Here is a 25,975-nt window from a genome sequence, read left to right as displayed (position 1 = left end):
TCCTTAGTCCGATTTCATTTGAGAAAATAACGGAAATTCGATCTCGATCTGTGTTCCCGGATACGCCGAATCATTCATCGTGAACCGTCCGTTCAATTCCTCCGCTCGTTCGCGCATCGAGCGAATGCCGACTCCCTTTCTGGAAGATTCGGATACACCGATTCCATCGTCCGAAATTTCGATTCGTAGTACCTCGTCCACGCTCAGCCGGATATGGCAAACGCTGCCTTGGGAATGCTTCAGGGCGTTCGTAATCGCTTCCTGAACGATCCGATAGACGGCTACTTCTACCGCCGCTATTAGCGGAGGAAGCGACTCGGGAGATTGGAATACAATACGAAAGTTCGCTTGTTGCAATTGCGCCGCCAGCTCTCGAAGGGAGAAGAGCAGCCCGAATTCGTCCAGAGAAGGCGGACGAAGCGCATATACGAGTTGTCGGATGTCCGCGATCGCCCCATCCAATTGATGCTGTATGTCCAAGAGCGTCGATACCACTTTTGGCGACTGGTTATCGCACTGATCGATCGTTATGGCCAGCTTCATGCTGATGCTGGCCAGATTGGAGCCGAGTCCGTCATGCAGGTCGCGCCTCAGGCGGCGTCTCTCTTCTTCTCTCGCGCTGACGAGCTGTTCTCTCGAACGCTGGAGTTCGCTCGACAATAGAGCCGTCCGGGTGGCAATCGCCATCTGTCGGGTTATATCATCGAGCAAGTACCGTTTGCCCGGAGGGATAATGTTATGAATAGCGGATGTGCCAAGCATCAATGTTCCGACAGGCTCGCCTTGAATCGACAACGGAATCTCCACGCATCCGGGATCCGGCATGCCGTAGGATGCTAGTAGCGTGTCCGGACCATCGCGCTCATTCCTTATCGCCGCATAGGGTAGTCTTAGAGCTTGAGCTAACGTCTTCAATACGAGAGGCAAGACGGATTGATTGGACACTACCGCCTCCAACTGCTGAATCAAATTCGAGACAACCCGATAGGGTTCCTCGCGCAAGCCGTATATGAGCCGGTTGACGGCATCCTGCACCTTATCCCGAAGCGGTTGCAGCACCATCACGATAACTCCGATCATCAGCAGGGAGATCAGCCAATTGTCGGCCGTCTGGAATACGGCACCGATCGTTCCCGTCGCGAGCGCATATACGGAAACAATCGTGAAGCTAAGTACCGCATATACGATGGATCTATTGAATGCGGGTACCATCGTGCGGTTTCTCTGCTCGATGATGGTGAGCGCTACGGAGAAGGGGATCGATAATAAGCCGATATTCATAACTCCCCATAGGAATATTTTGGCGACGGGATGGGTCCCGACTGCGACCATAAGCGTCGATCCCAACAGGTACAACGCGATGCTCCCGACGAACCATATCGTTCGTTGACGCTGCTCCGCCGAAAAACTCCGGTTATAACGGTATATCTGCGAATACACGATCAGCGCGAACAGGAGGGAGCTTTGAATGACCCGAATCGTGAGAGGCCACGTCGACATATCGAGCACCGTTGACGGAGCGATATAGGTGGATAACGCGAAAAATAATCCGTATATGGCAAAGTACTTCGTCCAGCGCGGAGCAAAGACGCCATCAGGATACAAGAAGAGCAGCAAATAGGACAAGCCGAACAACATATCTTGAAATTCGAATGCGCGAACCGCAAGAGGCCAAGCTTCCAAGACGGATCCGTCACTCGTGAATGCGGAGCCTGTTGCCATAAGCAAGATGGAAGTCGTATAACAGACGGGATCTTTCGATCCATAACGATAGAGAATCCAGCTGACGGAGAAAAAACTCGCGAACGATAAGGAGGCGAACCCGCCCATCACTCCGCTATAGAACGAAACCGGCAAGCCGATTTGATTTAACAGGGCGATCTGGGCGGCTGTCAGATAAAAGATATTGGAGCACCACTCCGCGTCCGTGCAGGCGTTCTGATGAAGAGAATAACCGTTCCATACCGAGATTGCGAAAATAACCAATGAGAGCAGAGCGAACATCGGCCATACCGTATGCCGGCAAATCAAAATGACCCAAGAGCTTACTCGCCATCTATTCTTCACAGAATCATTACCTTTCCCTTCGCAAGAATAAATGCCATCTTTTTTTACTATAGCCCCCATTCTTTGAATGAGAAAGGGAACAATTCCCGGCCGGTCGGGATTTTTCTTCCCGGCCGGGTCGGGAGGAACAATCATGACGACGGGATATCTTCGTTGTTACATTGTTCCTGTCGCCTTTGCGATCGAAGGAAGGCGGAATCGAATAAGATGCGAGGAAGCGGGGGATAAACATGACGATTGAAAAAGCGGTAAGGTGGTTTGCATTTGTCGCCATGATTGGCGGGATTAGCAGAATAGGGATGACGCCCTCATCCTACATTTGGGGCGGGGACAGTAACCAGGAGTTGATTTGCGCTTTCATCGCGAACATTCTCATGGTATTCGGCACATTCGGGCTTTACTTGGCGCAAGTGAAGGAATCGGGGAAATTTGGATTTATTTCGTTCGCTCTGTTGGAGCTCGGTCTAATCTTGGTAACTTGTACCGTCTGGTCATCCATGCTTCATGTGTCGCCATGGGAATGGGGGGTGGTCAAAGGTTTTGAGATCGCAACCGGCATGCTGGGGCTGCTGCTTTTCCCGATCGCCAGTCTCAAAGCCGGTATCCTTCCGAAATGGGCGTGTATAGTTCTTATCGCCATGCTGCCGGTGGGAGTAGTTCCAATGTTCGAGAAAATCGTCGCTTTCCTTTGGGGAGTCGCCTATATCGGCATGGGTTATGCCGTTTGGTCATCCAAACAAAAAACGAAGGAAGCCGAACAAGGCCAAGCGAGTTAACGGGCAGCAAAATCCGTCGGATGCCGGGCATGCAATACGCCGCCGCAACTGCTCCACTTTTATTCAGTATTTAGGCGGCCTTAGACCCGAAATCCATGGGACTGAGACCGTCTAATTTTGGCTGTAAGCGACTAGACTCAATAACCCACCGACTTCCTTAAAGTCATCATATTTTCCCGAAGGAACGTTTGATTTTTTTCGATACCTCTGTTTTTACACCATACAATTGCGCTGAAAGCATCGTAAATATCATAAAACGGCAGCACGCTTTCCAGAGCCAACATAGGTCGAATCGATCGATACCCTTCAATGAACGGCAGCTTTGTTCCCGGATGGACTTCCCAAATATATCGATTGACTTTTGTAAAATCGATTTCCGACGATCCGCCGCGGGCACTCTCGAAATCGATAATGCCGGCAACCTCGTTCCCATTCACCAATATGTTACCGGGTCTAAAATCCATGTGAACGATGCAGGGGCCGTCAGGATCCGGTAAAGCAGAGAAAGCTTCGTCAAAGTGAAGAATACATCTTTCATACAAGTTTGGGTCGAGAATCTCTTGGCACGGCTCTTTCCAATTTTCAAAATTACGTTTGATATATAATCTCCAATCATTTTGGTCAAGCAGCTTAAAACCGTCGGCTTCATGGTAACCGTACCCGGGAGTCTTGAACTCATGGAGCATAGCAAGATACATGCCGATTTGATAAGAGAGCTTCTCGTCCATGACCCCTGTACAAGGCATGCCTTGAATGGCCGCAAGAAGCAATGCTCCGGTAGTGCTTTCATCCCCGTACCAAATGTCCAATACCTTAGGGACAGGCAGTACCCCCTTTAACGTTTCAAGCATCTGAAATTCACGGAATAATTTATCCTTGTTAAACGGAATTTTTACAAAGACGTTTTCTCCACCGGCAAGCGTAAGTTTATATACATCGGAGCTAAACGACTCCGGAACATCTTCCACATTCCAGACGTTCAACTTTAGCTTTTCTATAATTGTTAGAATAGAATTCATAGGTAACCCCACCCCACCGCCATAAGGAATGCTTCCGTGATGAGCTACATATTACCTATCTCATGGATTTTTTGCAAAGCATTCAGGTGCATGGATTTATCTTCGGGCGATTCGGCGAATTGATACCGCTCCACAAGCCTGTAACCGAACATAGCAAGGATGAGTTCATAAATACAATGATCGGTGATCGGGAACACATCCGCATATTCCGAGAAGCCTCTGTAATATGCCGGAATGCATGTTTGGTAGTTTTCAAGCATATGGCGGACGTCCGCTTCATCCGCGATTAAACTCGCGATATCCTCGCCCATGTACCCCCATCCGGCGGTATCCCAATCGATCAGGACGATCGTACGGTCCGTATAGAAAAGATTTGCCACCCAAAAATCTCTGTGGCAAAGCACGATCGGCAGCTTTTCAATGCGACCGAATATTTCGTCCGCGTGATGATCCATATCTATGAGCATGCTGCACAGATGCTTCGGAATGTCGCAGTCATCGGAGCGTATGTAATCATGCAAAACGTTCCATGACCGATACCGCATATAGCCGTTTTTCGTAAACTCCACCTTGCTTAAATTGGACAGATTGTGCACTACGTCGGGTCGTTCGGCGTATAGCCTGCCTTGAAACCGCCCCAATTCCTCGGCTATACGTTCTTGCATTTCCGAGGTCAGCTGCAAGCCTGACACACCGTCGATATATTCCATCCACAGTTGAATCTCATCGTCATTTATTTCGGCGTGATAGCATTCCGGACAACGGAACGAGTCGAAGAAAACCTTTTTGAAATCCGATGCATAGAGGTCGTATTCCCTTCGCCATGAATCCGGATCCCCGTACCGCTCGAATTTTTTCTGTGTTTTCCATACCACCTTATACGGCAAGTTTTCGCCATCGGAGGTTTCAACCACGCCCGTTACAAGCCGAACATCCCCTACCGTCCCGCCTTGCAGCTCCTTGAGCCGATAATCTGCGCGGATGATCGTCTTGCCGAGCATGTTACGCAAAACAAGCGCCAGTATTTCGGGTTTTACTAACCTTTCCTCATGGTTGTTCATTTTTTGTATCCTCCGGTTTGATCCATATGGCGCATGAAATTCCCCGATTGATCATCCACAAGCATGTTTTTCCGCTGCTGTACGAGGTAACGCTCCCAAGCCCCGCGCCAATGATTCCTTTTCTTAATCATATAACGCAGTGGGGCCGCTTTCAGGGATTTATTGGATATAGTCGATCTCTACTGCCCGTCGTTTCAATAAATAGGACGTTGCGGCCCGAGGGGGATTTCGCGGACTGCCGTCCCGACGTGGCGACGTTTGCGCGCGGAACGCAATCTTTTGCGCTCGGGCCTGCGTTCATTTGCGCCCGGACGGCCTCCGTTTGCGCGTTGCGGCGCCTCCCCTCGCGCTACGATGGGTATAGACCAATCGTTAGCGAAAGAAAGAGGGAGTTCGATGAACGCGTTCAAACGGTTTTGGCCCTACGCGAATCAAGTGAAGAAGCTGTACGTCTGGGGGTTCGTCGGGAGCTTGTTCCGCTTCCTCATCCCGCTGTCCGTACCGCTCGTGTTCAAATATTTGTTCGACGGCCTGCTCCGGAACGACGCCATGTCCCCCGCCGACAAAACGGAGCAGCTGCTCGTCATCGCGTTATTGATGATCGTCGTGTTCTTCGCTGTCCGCGGCCCCATGGAATATATGAGGCAGCTGTTCATGCACAAGGGCAACAACAAAATCGTCGCGGCGATGCGCAAGGACGCCTTCCGCAAAGTGCACGACCTCGATGCAAGCTACTTCGCGCGCCATAAGAGCGGGGAGATCGGGACGCGGGTCATCGACGATATCGAGAAAATGAAAGGGTTCCTGACGGCCGTCTTCTCCAACGTCTGGATCGAGCTGATCGTCCTGTTGTTCGTCGTCGGCGCCATGCTGACCATGAACGCGAAGCTGACGCTGCTCGCCGTGCTGCTCGTCGGCTTCCAATTCGCGCTCGCGCACGTCCTCTCGAAAAAGCTGAAGCGCACGACGCGGCTCATGATGCAGGAGCGGTCCGCGCTGAGCGGATTCGTGACCGAGCATATCCAGGGCGCGCTGCTGTCCCGGCTGTTCGCGTCCGAGCGGCGGGACCGGGAAGCGTTCGAGCGCCATCTGGAGCGCTACGAGAAGCTGACGGACAAGCACGCCGCCGTCAATGCGCTGTCGCTGTCCGCCGTCAACGTACTGAGCGATTTGACGCCGTTTCTCGTCGTGGCGGTCGGGTGCTTGTATGTCATCGACGGCAGCTTGACGCTCGGCAGCCTGGTCGCGTTTTTCGCGTATGCGGACCGGATGCGAAGCCCCGTCGCGGCTCTCGTCCAGGCGTTTCCGGCGATTGCCGAAGGGAGCGTGGCGATGCAGCGCGTGTTCGACTTCTTCGACACGCCCGTTACGGTCCGCGAGAGCGACCGGCCGCGGGAATGGCGCGAGTTCGCCGACGCGGTCCGGTTCGAGCATGTTTTCTTCGGCTACGACGGCGGCCGCGACGTGCTCAAGGACGTCTCGTTTACGCTGGAGAAGGGCAAGACCTATGCGTTCGTCGGAGGCAGCGGCGGCGGCAAAAGCACGATTTTGCAGCTGCTCACCCGGATGTACGATGCCGACCGCGGCGAAATCCGGATCGACGGCGCGAACATCAAGGATTATTCGATGGCCGGATTACGCCGGCATATGGGGATCGTGACGCAGGACGGGTTTCTGTACAGCTCGTCCGTAAAGGACAATATCCGGATGGCGAAGCCGGAGGCGGCCGACGAGGAGATCGAGGCCGCGGCGAAGAAGGCGTTCGCCCACGAGTTCATCCGTTCGCTGCCGAACGGCTACGATACGGAGATCGGAGAGCGGGGCGTCAAGCTGTCGGGCGGCCAAAGGCAGCGGATCTCGCTCGCCCGCGTCTTTCTGAAAAACCCGGCGATCCTGCTGCTCGACGAGGCGACCAGCGCTCTCGACAACGAAAGCGAGAAGCTCGTGCAGGAATCGATCCGCGGTCTCGACCGCGGCAAGACGGTCGTCATGATCGCCCACCGGCTCTCCACCGTGACGGAGGCCGATCGGATCTTCGTCCTGAAGGACGGCGAGATCGTCGAAAGCGGGAGCCACCGCGAGCTGCTCGAGCTGGACGGCTATTATAAGGAGCTGTACGCGAAGCAGCAGGCTGCCGAGTCCGGGGCGGCGGAAGCGGCGGCCCCGGCTCCGAAGCGGGAGCTGAAGCTGGCGTCGGGTAGAGGGTGAAGGGGAAGAGGGAGGTCGTTTCGACGAGAAGCGGTCGTTATATAAGACCGGCTCAGCGGACCCCGTGAAGCGCCTGTATCGCCTGCTGCGTGTCGGATACGAAGAAGAACCGATTCCCCTGATTGCATTCGTAGATGAAATCGTTCAAGCTTTTGCTGCCGTACCCGTCAAACGTGCCGACGACCGCCAGCTTGACGCCGTAGTTCGTATACTTTTGCAGGATGTCGCCGGCGAGCCCGGTTTTCAGTTCGAAGAAGTCCTCGGACAAATTCGACTGCCGGAGAACGATCTTGTCGCAGCCGTGCACAACCCCCACCTCGGCCATCAAATCAAGCGCCGCCGCCACGTCGCCGATGACGAGCTCGGGGCTGTTCACGAGCGCCACCGTGGAATCGCCCTGCCGGTCGATCTCGATATTCATTCGGGAAGGCTCCTTTCGGTATGGTTTCGCCCATGGGGCGGAGTGGTTTTATTATAAGCCGGCTTCTATCATTTTCCAATCATAGTTATTCGATTCCGTGCTTCCGGTCATACCATCCGCGGACGGTATCCGGCACAAGTTGAAGGGGGAGGGAGCGCCCGCCTCGGACCGTTTCCATTGGATTCTATCCAACAGAAGCCCCCGCGCATACGCCCCAGTAAGCGCTCTATTGGAAACGATCCAATAGAATCGCCCGCGACCTAGCGGATTCGGTCCTTTTCGAGCAAATCCGTTGGATGAAATCCAATCGCGGATCGGATTCGCCTCCCGTCAACGTCCTGCGATTGGACAAAGTCCAATAGAAACAAAAAGGACCGCCAAATCGCGGTCTCGGAATAACCAATGGGCGAAACAGTTCCTTTATACCGTCGTCCAATCGTCATTTTTTTCATAAAGGATTGGATTCAATAAATAACTCTCTCTCATAAAAACTTCCGGTGCTGCTTCTTGCCGTCATACGTGAACAACACCGCCTTGTCTTCGATGACCGTTTCGAGATGGACCGACCGGCCCCACAGCCGCTGCACGTACGGCAGCGTTTTCTCCAAATATTTCACGTCCAGCTCGATGCCCTCGAACGCGTGCTTCAAGTACAGCTCGCCGCCGTTCGCATGGTTGCCGTCCGTGACGTGCAGCACCGGGAAGCCGCCGTTGATGCGGGAATAGACGAGCTGGTCGCGGACCGACTCCCACGTCTTGTCGGTAATTTTCCATTCCGGCCCTTTCTTCTCGAACACGTACAAATCGAGGTCCTCGACGAGCTCCTTCGTCAAGTAGTTGCGGATGAACGACGTGTCGGAGTCGAACTCGCGCACCTCGAACATTTTCTCGCGGCCGCGCCCGGGCTCGCGTCCGAACCTCCGGCGGTCCTCCTCGGACGGGTTATCCCACCGCTTCTCGATGTCCTCGAATATTTTCAGCCCGAGGTAGTACGGGTTCAGGCTGTGCCGCGACGGCTGGACGACGCCGCTGTTCAGCTTGGCGTATTCGATCGTCTCCTCGCTCGTCAGATCGAGCTCCCGCACGATGCGCTGGTGCCAGTACGAAGCCCAGCCTTCGTTCATGATCTTCGTCTCCAGCTGCGGCCAGAAGTACAGCATCTCGTCGCGCAGCATCGTCATGATGTCGCGCTGCCAATCCTCCAGCACCGGGGAATGCTCCTCCAGGAAGAAGAGCAAATCTTTTTCCGGCTGGGGCGGAAACTTCTTCGGGCCTTCGTCGCGCTCCGATTGGGAGCCGGCGTCCTCGCCCAGCTCCCACAAATCTTCGTAGCCGGTTTTGCCGGGCTTGGCAGACGGCGGCTTGCTCCGGCTTTTCGCTTCGGCTTCCCGCCGCTCCTTGTCGCCGTAGTACGGCTTGACGAGCGTCGGATCGACGTGCTCCTGAATCGCCAGCACGGCGTCGAGAAACGTCTCGACCGCCTCCGTCCCGTGGATGAGCTCGTATTCGCGGACCCGCTCGGCGGTGGCCGACATGCTCTCCACCATGTTGCGGTTCGTCCGGGAGAAGCGGACGTTGTTCTTGAAAAAGTCGCAGTGCGCGAGCACGTGCGCCACGATCAGCTTGTTCTGGATGAGCGAGTTGCCGTCGAGCAGAAACGCGTAGCACGGATTCGAGTTGATGACGAGCTCGTATATTTTGCTGAGCCCGAAATCGTACTGCATTTTCATGCGGTGAAACGTCTTGCCGAAGCTCCAATGGCTGAACCGGGTCGGCATGCCGTAGGCGCCGAACGTGTAGATGATGTCGGCGGGGCAAATCTCGTAGCGCATCGGGTAAAAGTCGAGCCCGAACCCGACCGCGATTTCCGTAATTTCGTCGATCGCCCGTTCCAAGTCTTTGATTTCGTCCGGATGCATAGGCTCGTCACCCCTCTTTCGCTTTCGAGAAAAACGTCTTGAGCGCTTTGTACACTTCGCCTTTCTCGCGAATGACGCAGTGCTGGAAGCGAGGGTACTGGATGTGGCGGTACGCCGACATGAGCGTGCTGCTCCGGTTGTACTGGTTCACCTCGCCGTAGCCGAACATGTTGCACCGCTCGAGCAGCTTCTCGATCAGCTTGACGCACCGCTCGTTGTCGGACGTCAAATTGTCGCCGTCGGAGAAGTGGAACGGATAAATGTTGTAGTGCGAGGACGGGTACCGGCGGTCGATGATTTCGAGCGCCTTCTGGTAGGCGGACGAGCAGATCGTGCCGCCGCTTTCGCCTTTCGTGAAAAATTCTTCCTCGGACACTTCCCGCGCTTCCGTATGGTGCGCGATGAAGACGATTTCGACTTTCTCGTATTTCGTCCGCAAAAACCGCGTCATCCAGAAAAAGAAGCTGCGGGCGATATATTTCTCGAAGCTGCCCATCGACCCGGACGTATCCATCATGGCGAGAATGAGGGCGTTCGAATGCGGCACGACGACTTCGTCCCACGTCTTGAAGCGAAGATCGTCCGGCGATATGCCGTGGATGCCCGGGTTGCCCGCATTCGCGTTGCGGCGCAAGTTTTCGAGAATGGTCCGCTTCTTGTCGATGTTGGACATGATCCCCTTCTTGCGGATGTCGTTGAACTGAATGTCTTCGATCTGGAGATTGTCTTTCTGCTTCTGCTCCATGTAAGGCAGCTCCAGCTCCTCGAACAGCATCGACTGCAGCTCCTCCATGCTCACTTCGGCTTCGAAATAATCGTCGCCCGGCTGGTCGCCGGCTCCTTCGCCTTTCCCCGGGTTCGCCGCGGACGGATCGACGCCGAGCACGTCACCGACCTGGCTGTCGCCGTCGCCCTGGCCGACATGCTTGCTTTTATTGTAATTGAAGCGGAACCGGTATTCGTCCAGGCTGCGGATCGGAACCTTGATAATTTGTTTGTTGTGGGACGTCACGATATTTTCTTCGGTGACGAGGTCGGGCAAGTTTTGCTTGATCGCTTCGCGCACTTTTTGCTGGTGGCGGGTTTGGTCCTGGTACCCTTTGCGGTGGAGCGACCAGTCTTCCCGGGACACGATGAAAAGCGGTTTTGTCATGATGCGGCACCTCCCTGCTTCGGTTGCTGCGCTCCCGCGCGTCATGCGCATGGACGTTCAGGAGTATCGGGGCAATGGGAAAAAGATAGCTTGTTATCAATATATTCAGCAGGGAGGGGGATATGTGAACGGGACAAGCGGGGAATTTTGGGGGCTTATTAGTGGGCTGCTGCATTTCGGCAATCCTATTCCTTATCGTCGGCTGAATACATAGTTAGCTCTGAAAGATTTAATATGACGTTTGCCGCCATAAGCAAATCTAATCCGAGAAGCCCATTTACCTCAAGCTTCTCGTGAAGAGCGCCTACATCCAGCTTGAAATTTTTGGATCAGGCTAAATCTTGCGAACTTCTTCCCATAGCATGGATGCCACCTCCCTTGGTTCTCTGTACCTGCACACGATCCGGGAGCGCGCTGGACAAGGCGGCGCGGAACGGGATGATATCAGCCTTGAGTCGCGGATTCGCCGATATAGACCTTCAAGGACGCGTCGTTTACAAAGGGAAGCCGGAACGCGCGGCCCTTTATGACGAAGGAGTTGGCCCGCTTTCAGCCGATTTCGGTCGAAGCGGGCTGGGCTCATCGGCAGGGCATCCGGAGGAAGCGATAGCTAGCCCAAAAAGATGCATGCCGAGATTGGGAAGGTGTGCACCTTTTATTCCGATGATATAATGGGAGAAGAAAGTTAAAAGGGGGAGAAGTATGTTCGAACAAGTGGACAGGAAAAAGAATTTATTGGATCAAAAAAGACCTTTGCCGGTTCATACTCTCCGAAGCTTGCGCGAGCATCTTATCGTGAATTGGGTAATACGCTGACACTTTCCGAAACGAAGGTTGCCTTGGAAGGCATAACGGTCGGCGGCAAAACGATTCGGGAGCACTTGGAGGCGATCAACCATAAGGAAGCGATTCTGTACGTAGAAGAGATCGTCCGGAGGCGGGACCCCCTTACGGAATGGCAAATCAAAAACATCCATCGTCTCATTCTGAAAGGGATTCACGATGAGTACGCGGGAACGTATCGAAAAGAAAATGTTTTAATCAGCGGAGCCAAGCACATTCCGCCCGACGCCGTACAAGTTCCGCTCATGATGGAACAATTTGCAGGTTGGGTGGAAAAAGAGGCCGGTCAACTGCACCCAGTTGCAAGAGCCGCAGTCATTCACAGCGATTTCGTAAAAATTCACCCGTTCATTGACGGCAACGGCAGAACGGCCCGATTGCTTCTGAACTTCGAATTAATGAAGAACGGGTACCCTCCGGTCGTGATCGAGAAAGAGCAACGGGCACAATATTACGCAGCGTTGGAGGAGGCCCATACGACCGGTGATACTTCCTCTATCCTGTCATTGGTGTGCGACACGCTCGAGCGGACGTTCGACTTATATTTAAAACTGGTATGAAAATCCGCCTACCCCTTCGCAACGACTAGCGTGGGAAACGGCGGATTTTTCGTTGAATGGAATAAACGAACTCCAATCCAACTGTGCTATACTGGCGGTATAGATACACGCCAAAACTCCCGAACCGTACCGTTTCGGAAATAAAAGCAAGGAGCGATTTCTTATCAAACCGCCTACGATACAAGAGTGGGCCGCCCTCTACGATGCGGCCGTCCGATTCAAGAAGCTGCAATGCTGGAACTGGCTCACGGAGGAGCACGTATTCGGCGTCCAGCATCCGGACACGGGCGAAATCGGTTACTGCTGCGTGCTCGGCCGATTGGGCGAGGTGTTCGCGCTGAACGTATACCGGGGGACCGAAGGGCTGAAAGGGATGCTCCGGATGGCGTCCGGCGAGCTGCGACCCGACGAGATGATGGTCGCGCAAAGCTGCCTGATGGCCTCCTTCGAAGACCGCGACCAGCTGGAAAAGGAAGATACGTCGATCATCAAGCAGCTCGGGCTGAAGTTTCGCGGAGCGAAGGCGTGGCCGATGTTCCGTACCTACGATCCGGGCTTCGTCCCGTGGTTTTTGACCGGCCGGGAGCAGGTCGTCTTCCTGACGGCGGCTTTGGAGCAGGCGAGCCTGCTTGCCGGGCAGCACGCGAAGAACCCCGACGCGCTGCTTCCGACGCCGGACGGCGAATATGTCGTCCGGGTGCCGGAAACGAGCGGAGGCGTCTCGACGTGGACGACCCGCCGGCTTAAACCGCAGGAGAAGGCACGGAAGGCGTCCCCGGTCCGGACGGAATCGACCGCCGTGGATGAGCTTCGGCTCGGCCGGCTGCACAAGGCGGTGCAGAAGCTCCCGACCCATTGGGAAGTCGATCTCTTCCACGCCCCGATTCCGGTCGGCGAGGGCGAACGTCCCTATTACCCGCTTATGCTGTTGATCGTCGACGGACATTCGGGGCAAATTCTTCATGCCGGCATGTTCGAGCCGTGGGGGGAGCGTCCGGATATCGGGTACGAGCTGCTGGAGCTGGCGGAGCGGGTGCAGGCGGCGCCTCGTCAAGTATGGGCTTTGGGCGAGGAGGTCCTCGCGACGCTGGAGCCCGTCCTTCGCGGATTGAAAATTCGCGGAGTCGTCACGGACGAGCTTCCCGCTTTGGAGGAAGCGAGATTGGGCATTTTGATGGGGTTTTGACTCGAGGAGCGGCAGGCTGCCGCTCCTTTGCCCGTTTTTGTCCATTTGTTGAACGAAATTTGAAGAAATGATGAACAAATTGCGAAAAGTGTGTTACAATATACGTAACGACGACAATCGCAAGGAGTGTTCGACATGACGACGAAAACGATCGCCATCCAGCAAGAGGCCGTGAAGGACGGCAACCGTCTCGCATCCGTAATGACCGTAGTCGCTTGGATCGCTTTGTGCATCGGACTGGTCACTTGTTTGTTCGAGGTAAGCGATTTCTCCGACCGCAATTTGGGGCTGATGGTCGGGATCGGCTTTCTCGTCGGCAGCGTACAGATCTATATGATCGGCGCCGCGATCCGTTTGTTCCATACGGGGAAGGCGAAGCAGCAATAACGAGTCGATAACGAAATACGATAACAAGCGGAAGGCGGCACGGGCTGCCTTCTTTTTTTGCTTCTTTTTGACCATAGTGTGAACAAAAACGCGGATCGTATGCGTCATGTTTCGCCAAGCCGCAGCCGCCTACTGCCGTGAAAACGGTACCTTTGGCAGATGCAAACGCTCTCGGAAACGTTCTTGTCGAAACGTTGAACAATGTTTTACGGAAATTCAACGTTTCGTTGACGCCTTTGTTAACTGTGCAGTAACGCACGGCCGTTTCTGGTAAGGTAAAGACAAGAGACATTCCCGCACGAGCGTGAGGAGATGAGACAGATGAAACATGCACGAACGTTCCGCCGATGGTTCGCCGCGCTCTCGCTGATGGCGATGACGCTCATCGCGTCCGGCTGCAGCGACAAGCTGATCGTCCTCGATCCGAAAGGACCGGTCGGCGCGCAGCAGCGCGACCTGATTTACATTTCGACGGCATTGTGCCTGATCGTGGTCGTGCCGGTGCTGATCCTGACGGCCATCATCGTATGGCGGTATCGGGAGAGAGCTTCCCATAAAGCGGCTTACGAGCCGGAATGGGAGCACAACACGAAGCTCGAAACGATCTGGTGGGGCATTCCGATCGTCATTATCGCCATTCTCGGATTCGTGACCGTGAAATATACGCATATTTTGGAGCCGTCCCGGCCGCTCGCTTCGGCAGCGCAGCAGAAGCCGCTGACGATCCAGGTGACGTCGCTCGACTGGAAATGGCTGTTCTATTATCCGGAGCAGGGGATCGCGACCGTCAACTACGTCCAGTTCCCGGAGGATAAGCCGATCAAGTTCGTCCTGACGTCGGACGCGCCGATGAACTCGTTCTGGATTCCGCAGCTGGGCGGGCAAATTTATACGATGTCCGGCATGGCGATGACGCTCAACCTGCAGGCCGACGAGCCGGGAGACTATTTCGGCTCGGGCGCGAATTTCAGCGGCAAAGATTTCGCGAAGATGCGCTTCACGGCGAGAGCGACGTCGCAAGCCCAATTCGACGAATGGGTGGCGGGCGTCAAGAGCAAGGAGCCCGCTTTGACCGAGGAAGGGTACAAGCAGCTCGCGACGCCGGGCGTGTCCGAGGTTCGCAGCTTCTCGTCGTTCCCGAAGGGGCTGTTCGAGCAGACGGTAACGAAATATGCCGCATCCCACCGCCATGGCGGAACGCCGGCGCAATCGAACGACGGCGGCCACGCCGGACACGGACAGTCCAACCCGAACCCAACCAAAGGAGACGGCGGCTCCACCGCCGGATCGAAAAAGAACGAAGGGAGCAACGGCCATGTGGGACAACATTAAACAGTTCGCTTCCGAATTTTTCGTCACCGGCGACCCGCTCATTTACGGCGCCGACGTGGCGATCGTCCTGACGCTCGCTTCGGTGCTGTTCGTCCTGACGTATTTCAAAAAATGGACGTGGCTGTGGCGCGAATGGCTGACGACCGTCGACCATAAGCGGATCGGCATCATGTACGTCATCGCCTCGCTGCTCATGCTGTTCCGGGGTGGGATGGACGCGCTGCTCATGCGGACGCAGCTCGCTTTCCCGGATATGGAGTTTTTGTCGCCGGAGCACTACAACCAAGTGTTCACGACGCACGGCGTCATCATGATTCTGTTCATGGCGATGCCGCTCATGTTCGGCTTGTTCAACCTCGTCGTGCCGCTGCAGATCGGTGCGCGCGACGTCGCGTTCCCGTTTCTGAACTCGCTCAGCTTCTGGCTCTTTTTCTGGGGCGCGATGCTGTTCAACCTGTCGTTCGTCATCGGCGGCTCGCCGGACGCGGGCTGGCTCGCCTACCCGCCGCTGTCGGAAATGTCGCACAGTCCGGGCGTCGGGCAAGACTTCTATATATGGGGCATCCAAATATCCGGGATCGGCAGCTTGATGACGGGGATCAACTTTATCGCGACGATTTTGAAAATGCGCGCCCCCGGCATGAAGCTGATGCAAATGCCGATGTTTACGTGGTCGGTGCTGTCGAGCAGCTTGACGATCATCCTGGCGTTTCCGATCTTGACCGTGACGCTGGCGCTGCTGTTCCTCGACCGGTATCTCGGGGCGCACTTCTTCACGCTGGACGGCGGCGGCAACCCGATGATGTACATCAACCTGATCTGGATGTGGGGCCACCCCGAGGTGTATATCGTCATCCTGCCGGCGTTCGGGATTTTCTCGGAAATTACGGCCACGTTCTCGAAAAAACGGCTGTTCGGCTACAAATCGATGGTGTTCGCCCTGATGAGCATCAGCGTCGTGTCGTTCTTCACGTGGGCGCATCACTTCTTCACGATGGGCTCGGGCGCGAACGTCAACGCGTTTTTCGCGGTCAGTACGATGATCATCGCCATCCCGACCGGGGTCAAGGTGTTCAACTGGCTGTTCACGATGTTCCGCGGCCGTCTGACGATCAAGACGCCGATGCTGTGGACGATCGGGTTTATCCCGTGCTTCGTCGTCGGCGGCATGACCGGCGTGCTGCTCTCCGTCGCGCCGGCGGACTTCCAGTTCCATAACAGCTACTTCCTGATCGCACACTTCCATCAGGTGCTCATCGGCGGCGTCGCGTTCGGCTACTTCGCGGGGCTGTACTACTGGTGGCCGAAGGTGACCGGCTTCAAGCTGAACGAGAAAATCGGCAAGTGGGCGTTCTGGCTCTGGAACATCGGCTTCTACGTCTGCTTCATGCCGCAATACGTGCTCGGACTGATGGGGATGACGCGCCGCGTCAACGCCTACGGCTGGGACAGCGGATGGTGGGAGCTCAACTTCGTCTCGACGATCGGCGGCTTCCTGATGGGAATCGGCTTCATCTTCCAAGTATGGCAAATCGTGCACAGCATGAAATTTATGGAGCGCGATACGACGGGCGACCCGTGGGGCGGCCGCACGCTCGAATGGTCGCTTCCTTCGCCGGCGCCGGCCTACAACTTCGCCACGATTCCGGTCGTCCATTCGCGCGACGCCTGGTGGGAGGAGAAGCAGCTTCGCGAGCAGGGCAAGCCGGTTCCGCCGAAGCCGCCGGTCGAGCCGATCCATATGCCGGGCAATTCGGGCATCGCGTTCATCATGTCGTTCTTCTGGTTCGTCGCGGGCTTCGGCCTCGTGTTCGACTGGCTCTGGATGGCGATTCCCGGCTTCATCGGCGTAGCGGCATGCATGCTCGTCCATTCGTTTACGTACGATAACGAATACTATATTCCGGCTGAAGAGGTCATCAAGACGGAAGCCGAGCTGAGGGGGACGGTCTGATGGGCAACGCAATCGGCAACACGCACCATACCAAGCATCCGGCGGGCGGCCATCACGATCACCACGACGGCCACCACGATCTCGAGGCGGTACGGACGTTCGGGTTTTGGCTGTTTCTCATTACCGACTGTATTTTGTTCGGGACGCTGTTCGCGACGTACATCGTCCTGCACGGCAATACGAACGGCGGGCCGACGCCGCACGAGCTGTTCGAAATGCCCGGCGTCATCGCCGAGACGTTCATCCTGCTGACGAGCAGCTTCACGAGCGGGCTGGCGGTGCTGTCGATGAACCGCGGCGACAAAAAAGGGCTGATCGGCTGGCTGGCCGTAACGGCCGCCCTCGGTCTCGCGTTCATCACGCTCGAAATCAGCGAATTCGTCACGATGGTGCACGAAGGCGCGACGATCGGCACGAGCGCGTTCCTGTCCGGCTTCTATACGCTGGTCGGCACGCACGGGCTTCACGTATCGATCGGTCTGTTCTGGATGGTCGCGCTCATGATTCAGCTCGCGAAGCGGGGCATTACGCCGGTGACGCGGCGCAAGGTGAACGTCATCAGCTTGTATTGGCACTTTCTCGACGTCGTCTGGATTTTCGTCTTCACGATCGTTTACTTGATGGGGGTGATGTAAGATGGCGCAGCACCATTCGGCTCATTCGAACGGACACGACGGCTCGCACGGCGCATCGGGCGGCGGGCACCATCACGGCTCGCTGAAATCTTACGTTACGGGCTTCCTGCTCTCGATCGTGCTGACGATCATCCCGCTCGTCGTCATCCTGAACGACGTGCTCGAAGGAACGGCCGCGATGGTCGTCCTGCTCGGGACGGCGGTGCTCCAGTTCGTCGTGCAGCTCGTCTACTTCATGCATTTGCGCGAGGAGGAGAAGCCGCGCTACAACTTGATGGCGCTCATTCTCGGGTTGATCATTCTGCTGACGATCGTCATCGGTTCGATCTGGATCATGACGTACAATACGGTGGCGCATTAAGGCGGACGGGAATCGGACGCCGGGATGCGGCCGGGTGATGAAGGACGAAGGGCAATTGCCCTTCGTCCTTTTCCATATATCCCGTAATGCGCGGATAGCGGGGAAAAATTGGCTGGCGCCGAAATTGCGTCGGGCGGACAGGAATAACGCGGTTCCGGGACGAATGGATATAGACGGCTCGTTTTGTGCGAGCCGCGCACAGGGCAGTGTTACCGTCTTTTACCGCGAAACGAATGTCCGGAAAGGAAGATAGAAGCATGAAGTTTATCCATACCGCCGACTGGCACCTCGGCAAGCTCGTGCACGGCGTCTACATGACGCAGGACCAGCGCTACGTCTTGAACGAGCTCGTCGAGACCGTCGAACGAGAGCGGCCCGACGCGGTGCTCATCGCCGGCGATTTGTACGATCGGGCCGTGCCGCCGACCGAGGCGGTCGATCTGCTGGACGAGCTGCTCGAGCGCCTCGTCGTCGATCTGAATACGCCGGTGCTGGCCATATCCGGCAATCACGACAGCCCGGACCGGCTCGACTTCGCCACGCGCATTATGGAGGGAAGAGGGCTCCACCTCGCCGGCCAGCTGCGGGCGGACCCGCGCCCGGTCGTCCTGCGCGACGCGCACGGCGACGTGCACGTTCATCTCGTGCCGTACGCCGACCCCGCCCAGGTGCGCGCGGTACTCGGGGACGAGACGATCCGTACCCACGACGACGCGATGCGGGCGATTGTCTCGCGCATCGAGGCCGCGATGGATCCGAAGGCGAGGCACGTCTTCGTCGGCCACGCCTTCGTCACGCCGGGCGGCGAGCCGAAGAACAATACGAGCGATTCCGAGCGCCCGCTGTCGATCGGCGGGGCGGAGCACGTGCGCGCGGACTATTTCCGCCCGTTCCACTACACGGCGCTCGGCCATCTGCACCAGGCGCATTACGTGCAGCACGAGCATATCCGCTACGCCGGCTCGCCGTTGAAATATTCCGCGTCCGAGGAGTCCCACCGGAAATGCTTTTACGTCGTGGAGCTGGACGCGTCGGGGCAGGCGACGATCGAGCGCCGGGAGCTGAAGCCGCTGCGCGACATGCGACGGATCAGCGGCACGATCGAAGAGATCGAGAAGCACGCGCCGTCCGACGATTACGTCTTCGTCACGCTGACGAACGACAATCCGGTGCTGTTCCCGATGGAAAAAGTGCGCGCCGTCTACCCGAACGCGCTCCATGTCGAGCGCCGGCCAGCCTCGGCGCTCGAAACGGCCGCCGCATCCGACAGGGCGAACGCGGTCCGCGGGCGCCGGGAGGCCGATCCGGTCGAGCTGTTCGCGGCGTTTTACGAGGAAGTGAAGGGCATGCCGCTGGACGAAGCGAAGCGGCGGCTGTTTGCCGATACATACGAACAATTGCTGCGCGAGGAAGGAGGGGCCGTATGAAGCCGCTCAAGCTGACGATGACCGCGTTCGGCCCGTACCGCGACTCGGAGACGATCGACTTCGGGCTGCTCGAGGACCGGAGGCTGTTCGTCATCTCCGGCAATACCGGAGCGGGGAAGACGACGATCTTCGACGCGATCTGCTTTGCGCTGTACGGCTCGGCGAGCGGGGAGGACCGCGCCGAGACGCGCGTGCTGCGCAGCCATTTCGCCGAGGACGAGACGCATACGGCGGTCGACTTCCATTTCGCCGTCGGCCGGCGGACGTACCGCGTCTTCCGGCAAATGCCCCACCGGAAAGGCTCGAACAAAAACGAGACCGGCGGCAAGGCGGAGCTGTACGAGACGACGTCGGGACAGGAGACGCCCTGCGTCGACCGGTTCCACGTCACCGACGTCAACGCGAAGCTGGAGTCGATCATCGGGCTGACGAAGGAGCAGTTCAGCCAAATCGTCATGCTGCCGCAGGGCGAATTCCGCAAGCTGCTGACGTCCGATACGGAGAACAAGGAGGACATTCTCCGGCGCATTTTCCGGACCGGGCTGTACGAGAAGCTGGAGGAGCGGTTTCAGTCGAAGCACCGGGAGCTGAAGGACGCCCACAAGGAGGCGGCCGCCCGGGCCGACCTGTACTTGGCTCAAGTCAGGGAGACGCTGCCGCTTCGCGACGAAAGCGAGCTGGCCGCGACGTTCGCCCAGCCGGTCTACAGTGCGGCGCAGGTGTCGGACGGGCTGGAGCGGGAAATCGCCTATTACGGCGAGCTCGCCCGGACGGGCGAGGAGCGGAAGGCGGCGCTCGCGGCCGACCTCGACCGGCGCGAAGCCGAGCTGCGCGACGCGCTGCTCTTGAACGGCCGCTTCGCGGACCTCGAGCGGCAGCGCGTGCGGCTCGCGGAGCTCGAGCTCGAGCGCGCCGGCGTCGCCGAGCTCGAGCGGCGGCTCGCGCTGGCCGAGCGGGCGGCGCGCATCGAGCCGTACGCGGAGCAAGCCGCCCGGGCGGCGCAGGACGCCGCGGCGAAGCGCGCCCGGCTCGACGCGAAGCGGCGCGACGCCGCCGAAGCCGAGCGCGCGCTCGCCGAAGCGGACGCCGCGCACCGCGCCGAGGAGGCGCGCGAGTCGGAGCGCAAGGCGGCCGAGCGCGAGCTGCAGCGGCTCGGCGACTTGGCGCCGGCGGTGCGCGAGCTGGCCGCGCGGCGGCTCGAGGCGGAGCGGCTGCTCCGCGAGGAGCAGGCCGGGCGCGAGAAGCTGGCGGCGGCCGAGGCGCAGCTCGCGGAGGCGCGCGAGGCGAAGCGGGCGGGCGCGGCGCGGCTGCGCGAGGCCGAGGCGGAGACGGCGGCGCTGCCGGAGAAGCTCGAGGCGCTGGACCGGCTGCGCGGCAAGGCGCGGCTGCTGAAGGAGCTGCTCGAGCTGGAGAAGCGGCTCGGCGACTGGAGCCGCGCCGAAGCGGACGGCCAGCGCGCGCTGGAGCGGGCCCGCGCCGAGCACGACCGGCTCGAGGCGCTCTGGATCGAAGGGCAGGCCGGCCTGCTGGCGGCGCATCTGCACGACGGCAAGCCTTGCCCGGTGTGCGGCAGCGAGTCGCATCCGAGCAAGGCGGCCGTCGGCGAGGAGGTGCCGTCGCGCGAGGCGCTCGCGCAGGCGAAGCAGGCGCTCCGGCACGCCGAGCAGGAGTTCAGCGCCGCCCGGGCGCAGGCGGCGGCCGCCCGCTCGAGCCGGGAGGCGGGCGCCTCCGAGCTGGCCGAGCACAGCATCGCGCCGACCGGCTTGGCGGAGCAGTACGCGGACGTCGAGGCGGAGGGGAAGCGTCTCCGCGCGGAGACGGACAAGCTGAAGCAGCTGGCGGCGGCGCTGCAGCCGATGCGCGAGGACGACGCGAAGCTCGACCGGACGCTCGAGGCGCTCGCGCAGGCGAAGGACGCGCTGCTCGCGCGCCAGCAGCAGCTCGCCGTGGAAAGCGCCGCGAAGCGGTCGCTGCTCGACAAGGAGCTCGAGCGCATCCCGGAGGAGCTCCGCTCGCCGGAGCAGCTCGAGCGCCGGCTGCAGGCGCAGACGGCCGCGCTCGACGCGCTCGCCGCCGCCTGGAAGGAGGCGCAGCGCCGGCTGCAGCAAGCGCAGACGCGGCTTGCGGAGGAGCGGGCGAGCGAGGCGCAGATGGCCGCGCAGCTCGCGGAGGCCGAGGCGAGCCTGCGCGAAGCCGGCGAACGGCTCGCGCAGGAGCTGGCGCAGGGCGGCTTCGCGACGCCGGCCGACTACGCGGCGGCGCGGCTGGCCGAGCCGGAGCGGCTCGAGCTGCGCGGGCGCATCGACGCGTTCCGCGAGGCGTTCGCCGCCCTCGAGCGGCAGACGGCGGAGCTGGCGCGCGAGCTCGAGGGCAAGCGGCCGGCCGACGCGGACGCGATGACGGCGGCGATCGCCGAGCGCAAGGCCGAGCTCGAGCGGGCGCTGGCCGACCTGCAGACGGCCGACCGGTACCGGCAGGAGGCCGCGCGGCTGCAGGCGGCGATCCGGACGGCGCAGGAGCGGGTACGCGAGCTCGAAGACCGGCTGGCGCAGGTGCTCGATTTGTACCAGATGCTGAAGGGCGACAACCCGCTTAAAATTTCGTTCGAGCGCTACATCCTGATCGAATATTTGGAGCACATCCTGCACGCCGCCAACGTCCGCCTCTCCGGGCTGTCCAACGGCCAATTTACGCTCCAGCGCAGCGACCGGCTCGAGACGCGGGGCAAGCAGAGCGGCCTCGGTCTCGACGTGTACGACGCCTATACGGGGCAAACCCGCGACGTCAAGTCGCTGTCCGGCGGCGAGAAGTTCAATGCGTCGCTCTGCCTTGCCCTGGGCATGACCGACGTCATCCAATCGTTCCAGGGCGGCGTGTCGATCGAGATGATGTTCATCGACGAAGGGTTCGGCTCGCTCGACGAGGAATCGCTCGCCAAGGCGATCGCGACGCTCGTCGATTTGCAGAAGGCGGGGCGGATGATCGGGGTCATCTCCCACGTGCAGGAGCTGAAGGACGCGTTCCCGGCGGTGCTGGAGGTGCGCAAGACGAAGGAAGGGTTCAGCCGCACGGCGATCGTGCTCAAGTAACCTCGATAACATTCGCAACGGGAAAGGATGGGAATGAACATGCCGCCTCTCGTCACCGTCGTGACACCTACATATAACCGATTGCCCGAGCTGGGCGAGCTGCTCGAGTCGCTCAGCCGCCAAACGTACAAGCGGCTGCAAATCGTCATCGTGAACGACAACGGGGCGTCGGTCGACCCGGTCGTCCGACTGTACCCGGAGCTCGACATCCGCGTCGTCGACATGGAGCGCAACGGAAAGCACGTCGCCGCCCGCAACCGGGCGCTCGCCGAAGCGGAGGGCGAATACGTCATGCCTTGCGACGACGACGACCTGCTCGTCCCGACGCACATGGAGACGATGGTCGCGGAGCTCGAGCGAAGCGGCGCCGATCTGGCGTATTCCGACGCCGAGATCGTCGAATTCGTCTGGAAGGACGGCGCCCGTACGGCGGCGAGCCGGCTCCCCTTCGCTTACCGGCACGACTTGGAGGCGATGCGCCGGTTTTCGACGTTCGTCCCTTCCGGCAGCCTGTACCGGAGAAGCGTGCACGATACGCTCGGCGCGTTCGACGAGCGGGTGTATCATTATTGGGACTGGGATTTTTTCCTGCGCGTATCCGAGCGGTTCGACGTCGTCCGGGTGCCGACGGCGGGCGTCCTGTACGCCTTCGCTCAATCGGGGGGAACCAACCTGTCCGGACAGCTGGAGGATATGCGTCCGTATTTGGACCTGCTGTCGGAAAAGCACGGGCTTGGGGAGCTGCCGACGAAAAACTTTTTTCTGCTGCTCGAGGAGCCCGACGTCCGGGGCCGCAAGGCCGAAACGACGATCGTGTGGGACGGCGAGCCGTTCCGGTCCCGGTACGCGGCGAGCGCCGCCGCGGATGCGGCGGACGCCGAAAAAGCCGCCCGCGATTAAGCGAGCGGCTCGACGATTCGCGGAGCGAGCCCGGGACGTGCCTGCGCGTACGCTTCCGTTAAATACGTTTTATATTCCTCGATATCCGTCAACGTCCCGATGACGTAGACGTGGCCGCCCCGGTCGGAGGCAACCGCCTCTTGAAGCTCCGCGGGCGGCTTTTTCGCGTTTGGCGAAAGGTCGATCCGGATGCGGGCATCCAGCCGGACCCGGTGCAGCAGCGCCTCGGCCGCGAGCCGGTCCGCGAACCCGCCGCCCTCGCCGAGCAAATAGGCGCGTTCGTACGGCTCCCGCTTCAGCCGGTCGATCGTCCGGAACGCGGTCACCGCGCTGCCGAACGAATCCGTGAGCCGCAAAAACGACTCGTACAGCCGGTACGGCTCGCTCGCCGTCGCGATCCCTTGCGGCCAGAACAAGTTCGCCGTCTTCGGCCCGAAGCTGCCCAAATCGATCAAATAGTCGACGCCTTTCTCCCGCCAAGGGATCAGGGGCGGGTCGGCCAGCGTGACGACCTGCACGCCGCCGAAATTGTCTTGATGGACGAGGCCGCCCAGCCGGCGGGCTTCCTCGGGCGTCGGCATGTCGAGCACGCGGTGCATCGGCTTCGCCCATGCCGCCGCTCCCGCTCCGGCTGCGGCGTAGGCGAGGGCGGGCTTCCTCGTCCGCCAATGCGCCATCGCCCGCTGAAAGACGAACACGCCTTCGCGGCAAGCCCGCTTGAAGGCGAACTGCTCCGGCGGCAGCGACAGCTCCGCCATGACGGGAGACACCCGCCCGTCCGGTCCGGCCTCGTACCGCACGGTCGAGCCGAATTCGCCCATCAGCAGCTCCTCGATCAAGCCGGGGCTGCGGACGAACCGTTTCGCCAAATCGCCCTCTTCACCGCCCGTTCCGAGCCAGCGCCGGATATCCGTGCCTTGAAACAGCCGTTCGACTGCGGCTTCCGTTCCTGCGGCGAGCAGATGGATCGATTGCCCGGGAACGCCTTCGAGCGCGTAGGCTGCATCGAGGGCCGCTTGAATCGTGCCGTTGAAGCCGAGATCGACCGTGACGAGCTTGTCCGGCGCTTCGCACGTTTCCAGGATATGCCGGAGCAGCAGCCGGCGCTGCTCGGCGATCGTTTGCTCCGCCCGCACTCGGACCGGTTCCCGGAGCAGAAACGATTTGAACGCGTCCAGCAGATTCGCGCCCCCGACCGCCGAACCGCTTCGGCCGTCCTCCGCGTCCCAGTCCGCCACGGCGTCATTCAGCCGGCCGGCGAGCTCCGGCGGAAGCGATAGCATCTCCTTCGGACCGACGCCGAGCATCGTCAGCACCTCGCCCGCGGTAATGTGACCGAGTGCGAGCACCTTGTCCCGTTCGTGCTCCCCGAACCGTTCCATGGCCGCCAGCATCGTCGCCTGCCGGGACACGTACAGCGGTTTGACGGCTACGTTCAAGCCGCGCATCCGGGCGGCCTGCTCGAGCGCCGGAGCGAGCAGATGCGCTTCCCGCATCAGCGGATGAATTTCCGTGCGGCCGGCGGAGGCGCACACGTCGAGCACCCAATCGCAAAAGCCTTGCACGAACGGCCCGAGCATCCCGGCGCCAAAGCGGCGGAAGAACGAGAGGGCTTCGCCGTCTACCGGACCGTTCCCGTTTCCGTTCTTGCCGCCATTCTCGTCGCCGTTCCGGTCGCCGTTCGCGTTTCCGCCTCCGTTCCCGTCACCGTCGACCGGACCGTTCCGGTCACTGTGTCGGTCAACGGTTCCGTTCCGGTTCTCCGCGTCGCTTACCTCTGCTCTTGTCCCCAGCTGTCCTTCTTGTCCGCCGTTCCCGTCCGGCAGCGTCGCCGCCGCCAGCTTGCGGATCGCGATCAGCTCCGGCAGCACGGCGCCGTGGCGCACGCGTTCCCAATGAAACGGGCTGTCGATCGTCTCCGGTACCGCCGCATAAGGAATGGCGGCGATGCCCCGCTTCGCCGCGCCTCCGACGTCCGCCGATTCGTTGTCGCCGATATGGACGATTTCGTCGGCGCGCACGTCCGGAAACGACTCCAGCAGCGCGTCGAACAGCCGCCCCGACCGCTTGCCGCAGCCGCGCTCGGACGAGACGAGCGCGGCGTCGACCGTCGCCGCATCGAATCCGTTCGCCGTCAGCAGCGAGACGATTTGCCGTGCCGACAAGTACATGTCGCTGACGAGCGCGACCGCGACGCCCCGGCTGCGGCAATGCCGGACGAGCGACGCCACGTTCGGATTGACGAAGCAAAGCTCCCGCTCCGCCTCGAGCTCCAGCGTCAGCAGCGCCTGCCGGTCGCCGAGAGCGGCCGGCAGCTTGTCGTAAATCCGCTCGAGCGTCGTCTCGGCCGCTCCCGACCGGTCGTCGTCCCGCGCTCGCCGTTCCGCCTCGATCCGCAGCGCGCGAAATTCGCCCGGCGTCGTCGGCCGCGCGAACAGTCCGCGCTTCGCCGCCCGGGCGGCCGCCCGCTCGAAAACGTCCGCCGGACTCGCGCACGCCCGCAGCAGCAGCGTATCGAAGACGTCCAGGCTGAGCAGCCGCAGCTTGTCCAGCCGGCGCTCGATTCCGCGTAAGTAGACGTCTCGCCGCCATAATTCATCGTCGGGACTCGCTCCCGTTTCGACCGTTCGCATCCTCATTCCTCCCGGCAGCTATTTCCTTCCTTCAGTGTAGACGC

General features: G+C 59.6%; 19 protein-coding genes. 12 read left to right on the top strand and 7 right to left on the bottom strand.

Going from position 1 to position 25,975, the window contains the following annotated elements; all coding sequences use genetic code 11:
• Window positions 1-3: 3 nt before the first annotated feature.
• Complete coding sequence (locus DLM86_RS02075; protein WP_110838292.1) at window positions 4-2,202, bottom strand: sensor histidine kinase; 2,199 nt, start codon at window positions 2,200-2,202, stop codon at window positions 4-6.
• Between the two features lie 95 nt (window positions 2,203-2,297).
• Between DLM86_RS02075 and DLM86_RS02070 the strand changes: the two genes are divergently transcribed.
• Window positions 2,298-2,843, top strand: a complete 546-nt coding sequence (locus tag DLM86_RS02070) for a hypothetical protein (protein ID WP_110838291.1) — start codon at window positions 2,298-2,300, stop codon at window positions 2,841-2,843.
• Between the two features lie 137 nt (window positions 2,844-2,980).
• Here DLM86_RS02070 and DLM86_RS02065 read toward each other — a convergent pair whose 3' ends face one another.
• The gene (locus DLM86_RS02065) at window positions 2,981-3,862 is read right to left on the bottom strand and encodes a phosphotransferase family protein (protein WP_110838290.1); all 882 of its coding nucleotides are present in this window, start codon (window positions 3,860-3,862) and stop codon (window positions 2,981-2,983) included.
• Window positions 3,863-3,906: 44 nt separating this feature from the next.
• Window positions 3,907-4,923: an aminoglycoside phosphotransferase family protein gene (locus DLM86_RS02060; protein ID WP_110838289.1), complete on the bottom strand. Its 1,017-nt coding sequence runs from the start codon at window positions 4,921-4,923 to the stop codon at window positions 3,907-3,909.
• Between the two features lie 396 nt (window positions 4,924-5,319).
• On the opposite strand from DLM86_RS02060, the gene DLM86_RS02055 reads away from it, so the two are divergent.
• Window positions 5,320-7,131, top strand: a complete 1,812-nt coding sequence (locus DLM86_RS02055) for an ABC transporter ATP-binding protein (RefSeq protein ID WP_110838288.1) — start codon at window positions 5,320-5,322, stop codon at window positions 7,129-7,131.
• A gap of 52 nt (window positions 7,132-7,183) precedes the next feature.
• Here DLM86_RS02055 and DLM86_RS02050 read toward each other — a convergent pair whose 3' ends face one another.
• The 3 genes from DLM86_RS02050 to yhbH all read right to left on the bottom strand — a co-directional run bounded on the left by DLM86_RS02050 (window position 7,184) and on the right by yhbH (window position 10,624).
• Window positions 7,184-7,552 (bottom strand): DUF4180 domain-containing protein, encoded by a 369-nt coding sequence (locus DLM86_RS02050; RefSeq protein ID WP_110838287.1) that lies wholly within the window; start codon window positions 7,550-7,552, stop codon window positions 7,184-7,186.
• A 482-nt stretch (window positions 7,553-8,034) separates the two neighbouring features.
• Window positions 8,035-9,471 carry a SpoVR family protein gene (locus DLM86_RS02045; protein WP_110838286.1) on the bottom strand — a complete coding sequence of 479 codons (1,437 nt, stop codon included), beginning with the start codon at window positions 9,469-9,471 and terminating at the stop codon, window positions 8,035-8,037.
• A gap of 7 nt (window positions 9,472-9,478) precedes the next feature.
• Complete coding sequence (yhbH, locus tag DLM86_RS02040) at window positions 9,479-10,624, bottom strand: sporulation protein YhbH (RefSeq protein WP_110838285.1); 1,146 nt, start codon at window positions 10,622-10,624, stop codon at window positions 9,479-9,481.
• A gap of 839 nt (window positions 10,625-11,463) precedes the next feature.
• Here yhbH and DLM86_RS02035 point away from each other — a divergent pair.
• The 10 genes from DLM86_RS02035 (at window position 11,464) to DLM86_RS01990 (ending at window position 23,298) form a co-directional block, all read left to right on the top strand.
• Window positions 11,464-12,027: a Fic family protein gene (locus DLM86_RS02035; protein ID WP_245954300.1), complete on the top strand. Its 564-nt coding sequence runs from the start codon at window positions 11,464-11,466 to the stop codon at window positions 12,025-12,027.
• Between the two features lie 103 nt (window positions 12,028-12,130).
• Window positions 12,131-13,213: a DUF7309 domain-containing protein gene (locus tag DLM86_RS02030; protein ID WP_425453935.1), complete on the top strand. Its 1,083-nt coding sequence runs from the start codon at window positions 12,131-12,133 to the stop codon at window positions 13,211-13,213.
• A gap of 135 nt (window positions 13,214-13,348) precedes the next feature.
• Window positions 13,349-13,600, top strand: coding sequence for a hypothetical protein (locus tag DLM86_RS02025; RefSeq protein ID WP_110838283.1), 252 nt, complete (start codon window positions 13,349-13,351; stop codon window positions 13,598-13,600).
• Between the two features lie 321 nt (window positions 13,601-13,921).
• A complete protein-coding gene (cyoA, locus tag DLM86_RS02020) occupies window positions 13,922-14,932 on the top strand; it encodes a ubiquinol oxidase subunit II (protein WP_110838282.1) in 1,011 nt (336 codons plus the stop codon).
• Window positions 14,916-16,886 carry a cbb3-type cytochrome c oxidase subunit I gene (locus DLM86_RS02015; RefSeq protein ID WP_110838281.1) on the top strand — a complete coding sequence of 657 codons (1,971 nt, stop codon included), beginning with the start codon at window positions 14,916-14,918 and terminating at the stop codon, window positions 16,884-16,886. Before cyoA ends, DLM86_RS02015 begins: the two co-directional genes overlap by 17 nt.
• On the top strand, window positions 16,886-17,521 hold the full coding sequence (gene cyoC, locus DLM86_RS02010; RefSeq protein ID WP_110838280.1) for a cytochrome o ubiquinol oxidase subunit III: 636 nt from the start codon (window positions 16,886-16,888) through the stop codon (window positions 17,519-17,521). The genes DLM86_RS02015 and cyoC overlap by 1 nt, the downstream gene beginning before the upstream one ends.
• Window position 17,522: 1 nt before the next feature.
• A complete protein-coding gene (gene cyoD, locus DLM86_RS02005; RefSeq protein WP_110838279.1) occupies window positions 17,523-17,882 on the top strand; it encodes a cytochrome o ubiquinol oxidase subunit IV in 360 nt (119 codons plus the stop codon).
• Window positions 17,883-18,139: 257 nt separating this feature from the next.
• The gene (locus DLM86_RS02000) at window positions 18,140-19,309 is read left to right on the top strand and encodes an exonuclease SbcCD subunit D (RefSeq protein WP_110838278.1); all 1,170 of its coding nucleotides are present in this window, start codon (window positions 18,140-18,142) and stop codon (window positions 19,307-19,309) included.
• Complete coding sequence (locus tag DLM86_RS01995; RefSeq protein ID WP_110838277.1) at window positions 19,306-22,398, top strand: AAA family ATPase; 3,093 nt, start codon at window positions 19,306-19,308, stop codon at window positions 22,396-22,398. Before DLM86_RS02000 ends, DLM86_RS01995 begins: the two co-directional genes overlap by 4 nt.
• A gap of 33 nt (window positions 22,399-22,431) precedes the next feature.
• On the top strand, window positions 22,432-23,298 hold the full coding sequence (locus tag DLM86_RS01990) for a glycosyltransferase family 2 protein (RefSeq protein WP_110838276.1): 867 nt from the start codon (window positions 22,432-22,434) through the stop codon (window positions 23,296-23,298).
• Here DLM86_RS01990 and DLM86_RS31935 read toward each other — a convergent pair.
• The gene (locus DLM86_RS31935; RefSeq protein WP_158289275.1) at window positions 23,295-25,931 is read right to left on the bottom strand and encodes an HAD family hydrolase; all 2,637 of its coding nucleotides are present in this window, start codon (window positions 25,929-25,931) and stop codon (window positions 23,295-23,297) included. The genes DLM86_RS01990 and DLM86_RS31935 overlap by 4 nt on opposite strands.
• Window positions 25,932-25,975: the final 44 nt, after the last annotated feature.

The organism is Paenibacillus flagellatus (genome assembly GCF_003217775.1).
GTDB lineage: Bacteria > Bacillota > Bacilli > Paenibacillales > NBRC-103111 > Paenibacillus_AB > Paenibacillus_AB flagellatus.
Note: the sequence above shows the minus strand (reverse complement) of the source record. Positions and strands in the feature narration are given on the sequence as shown.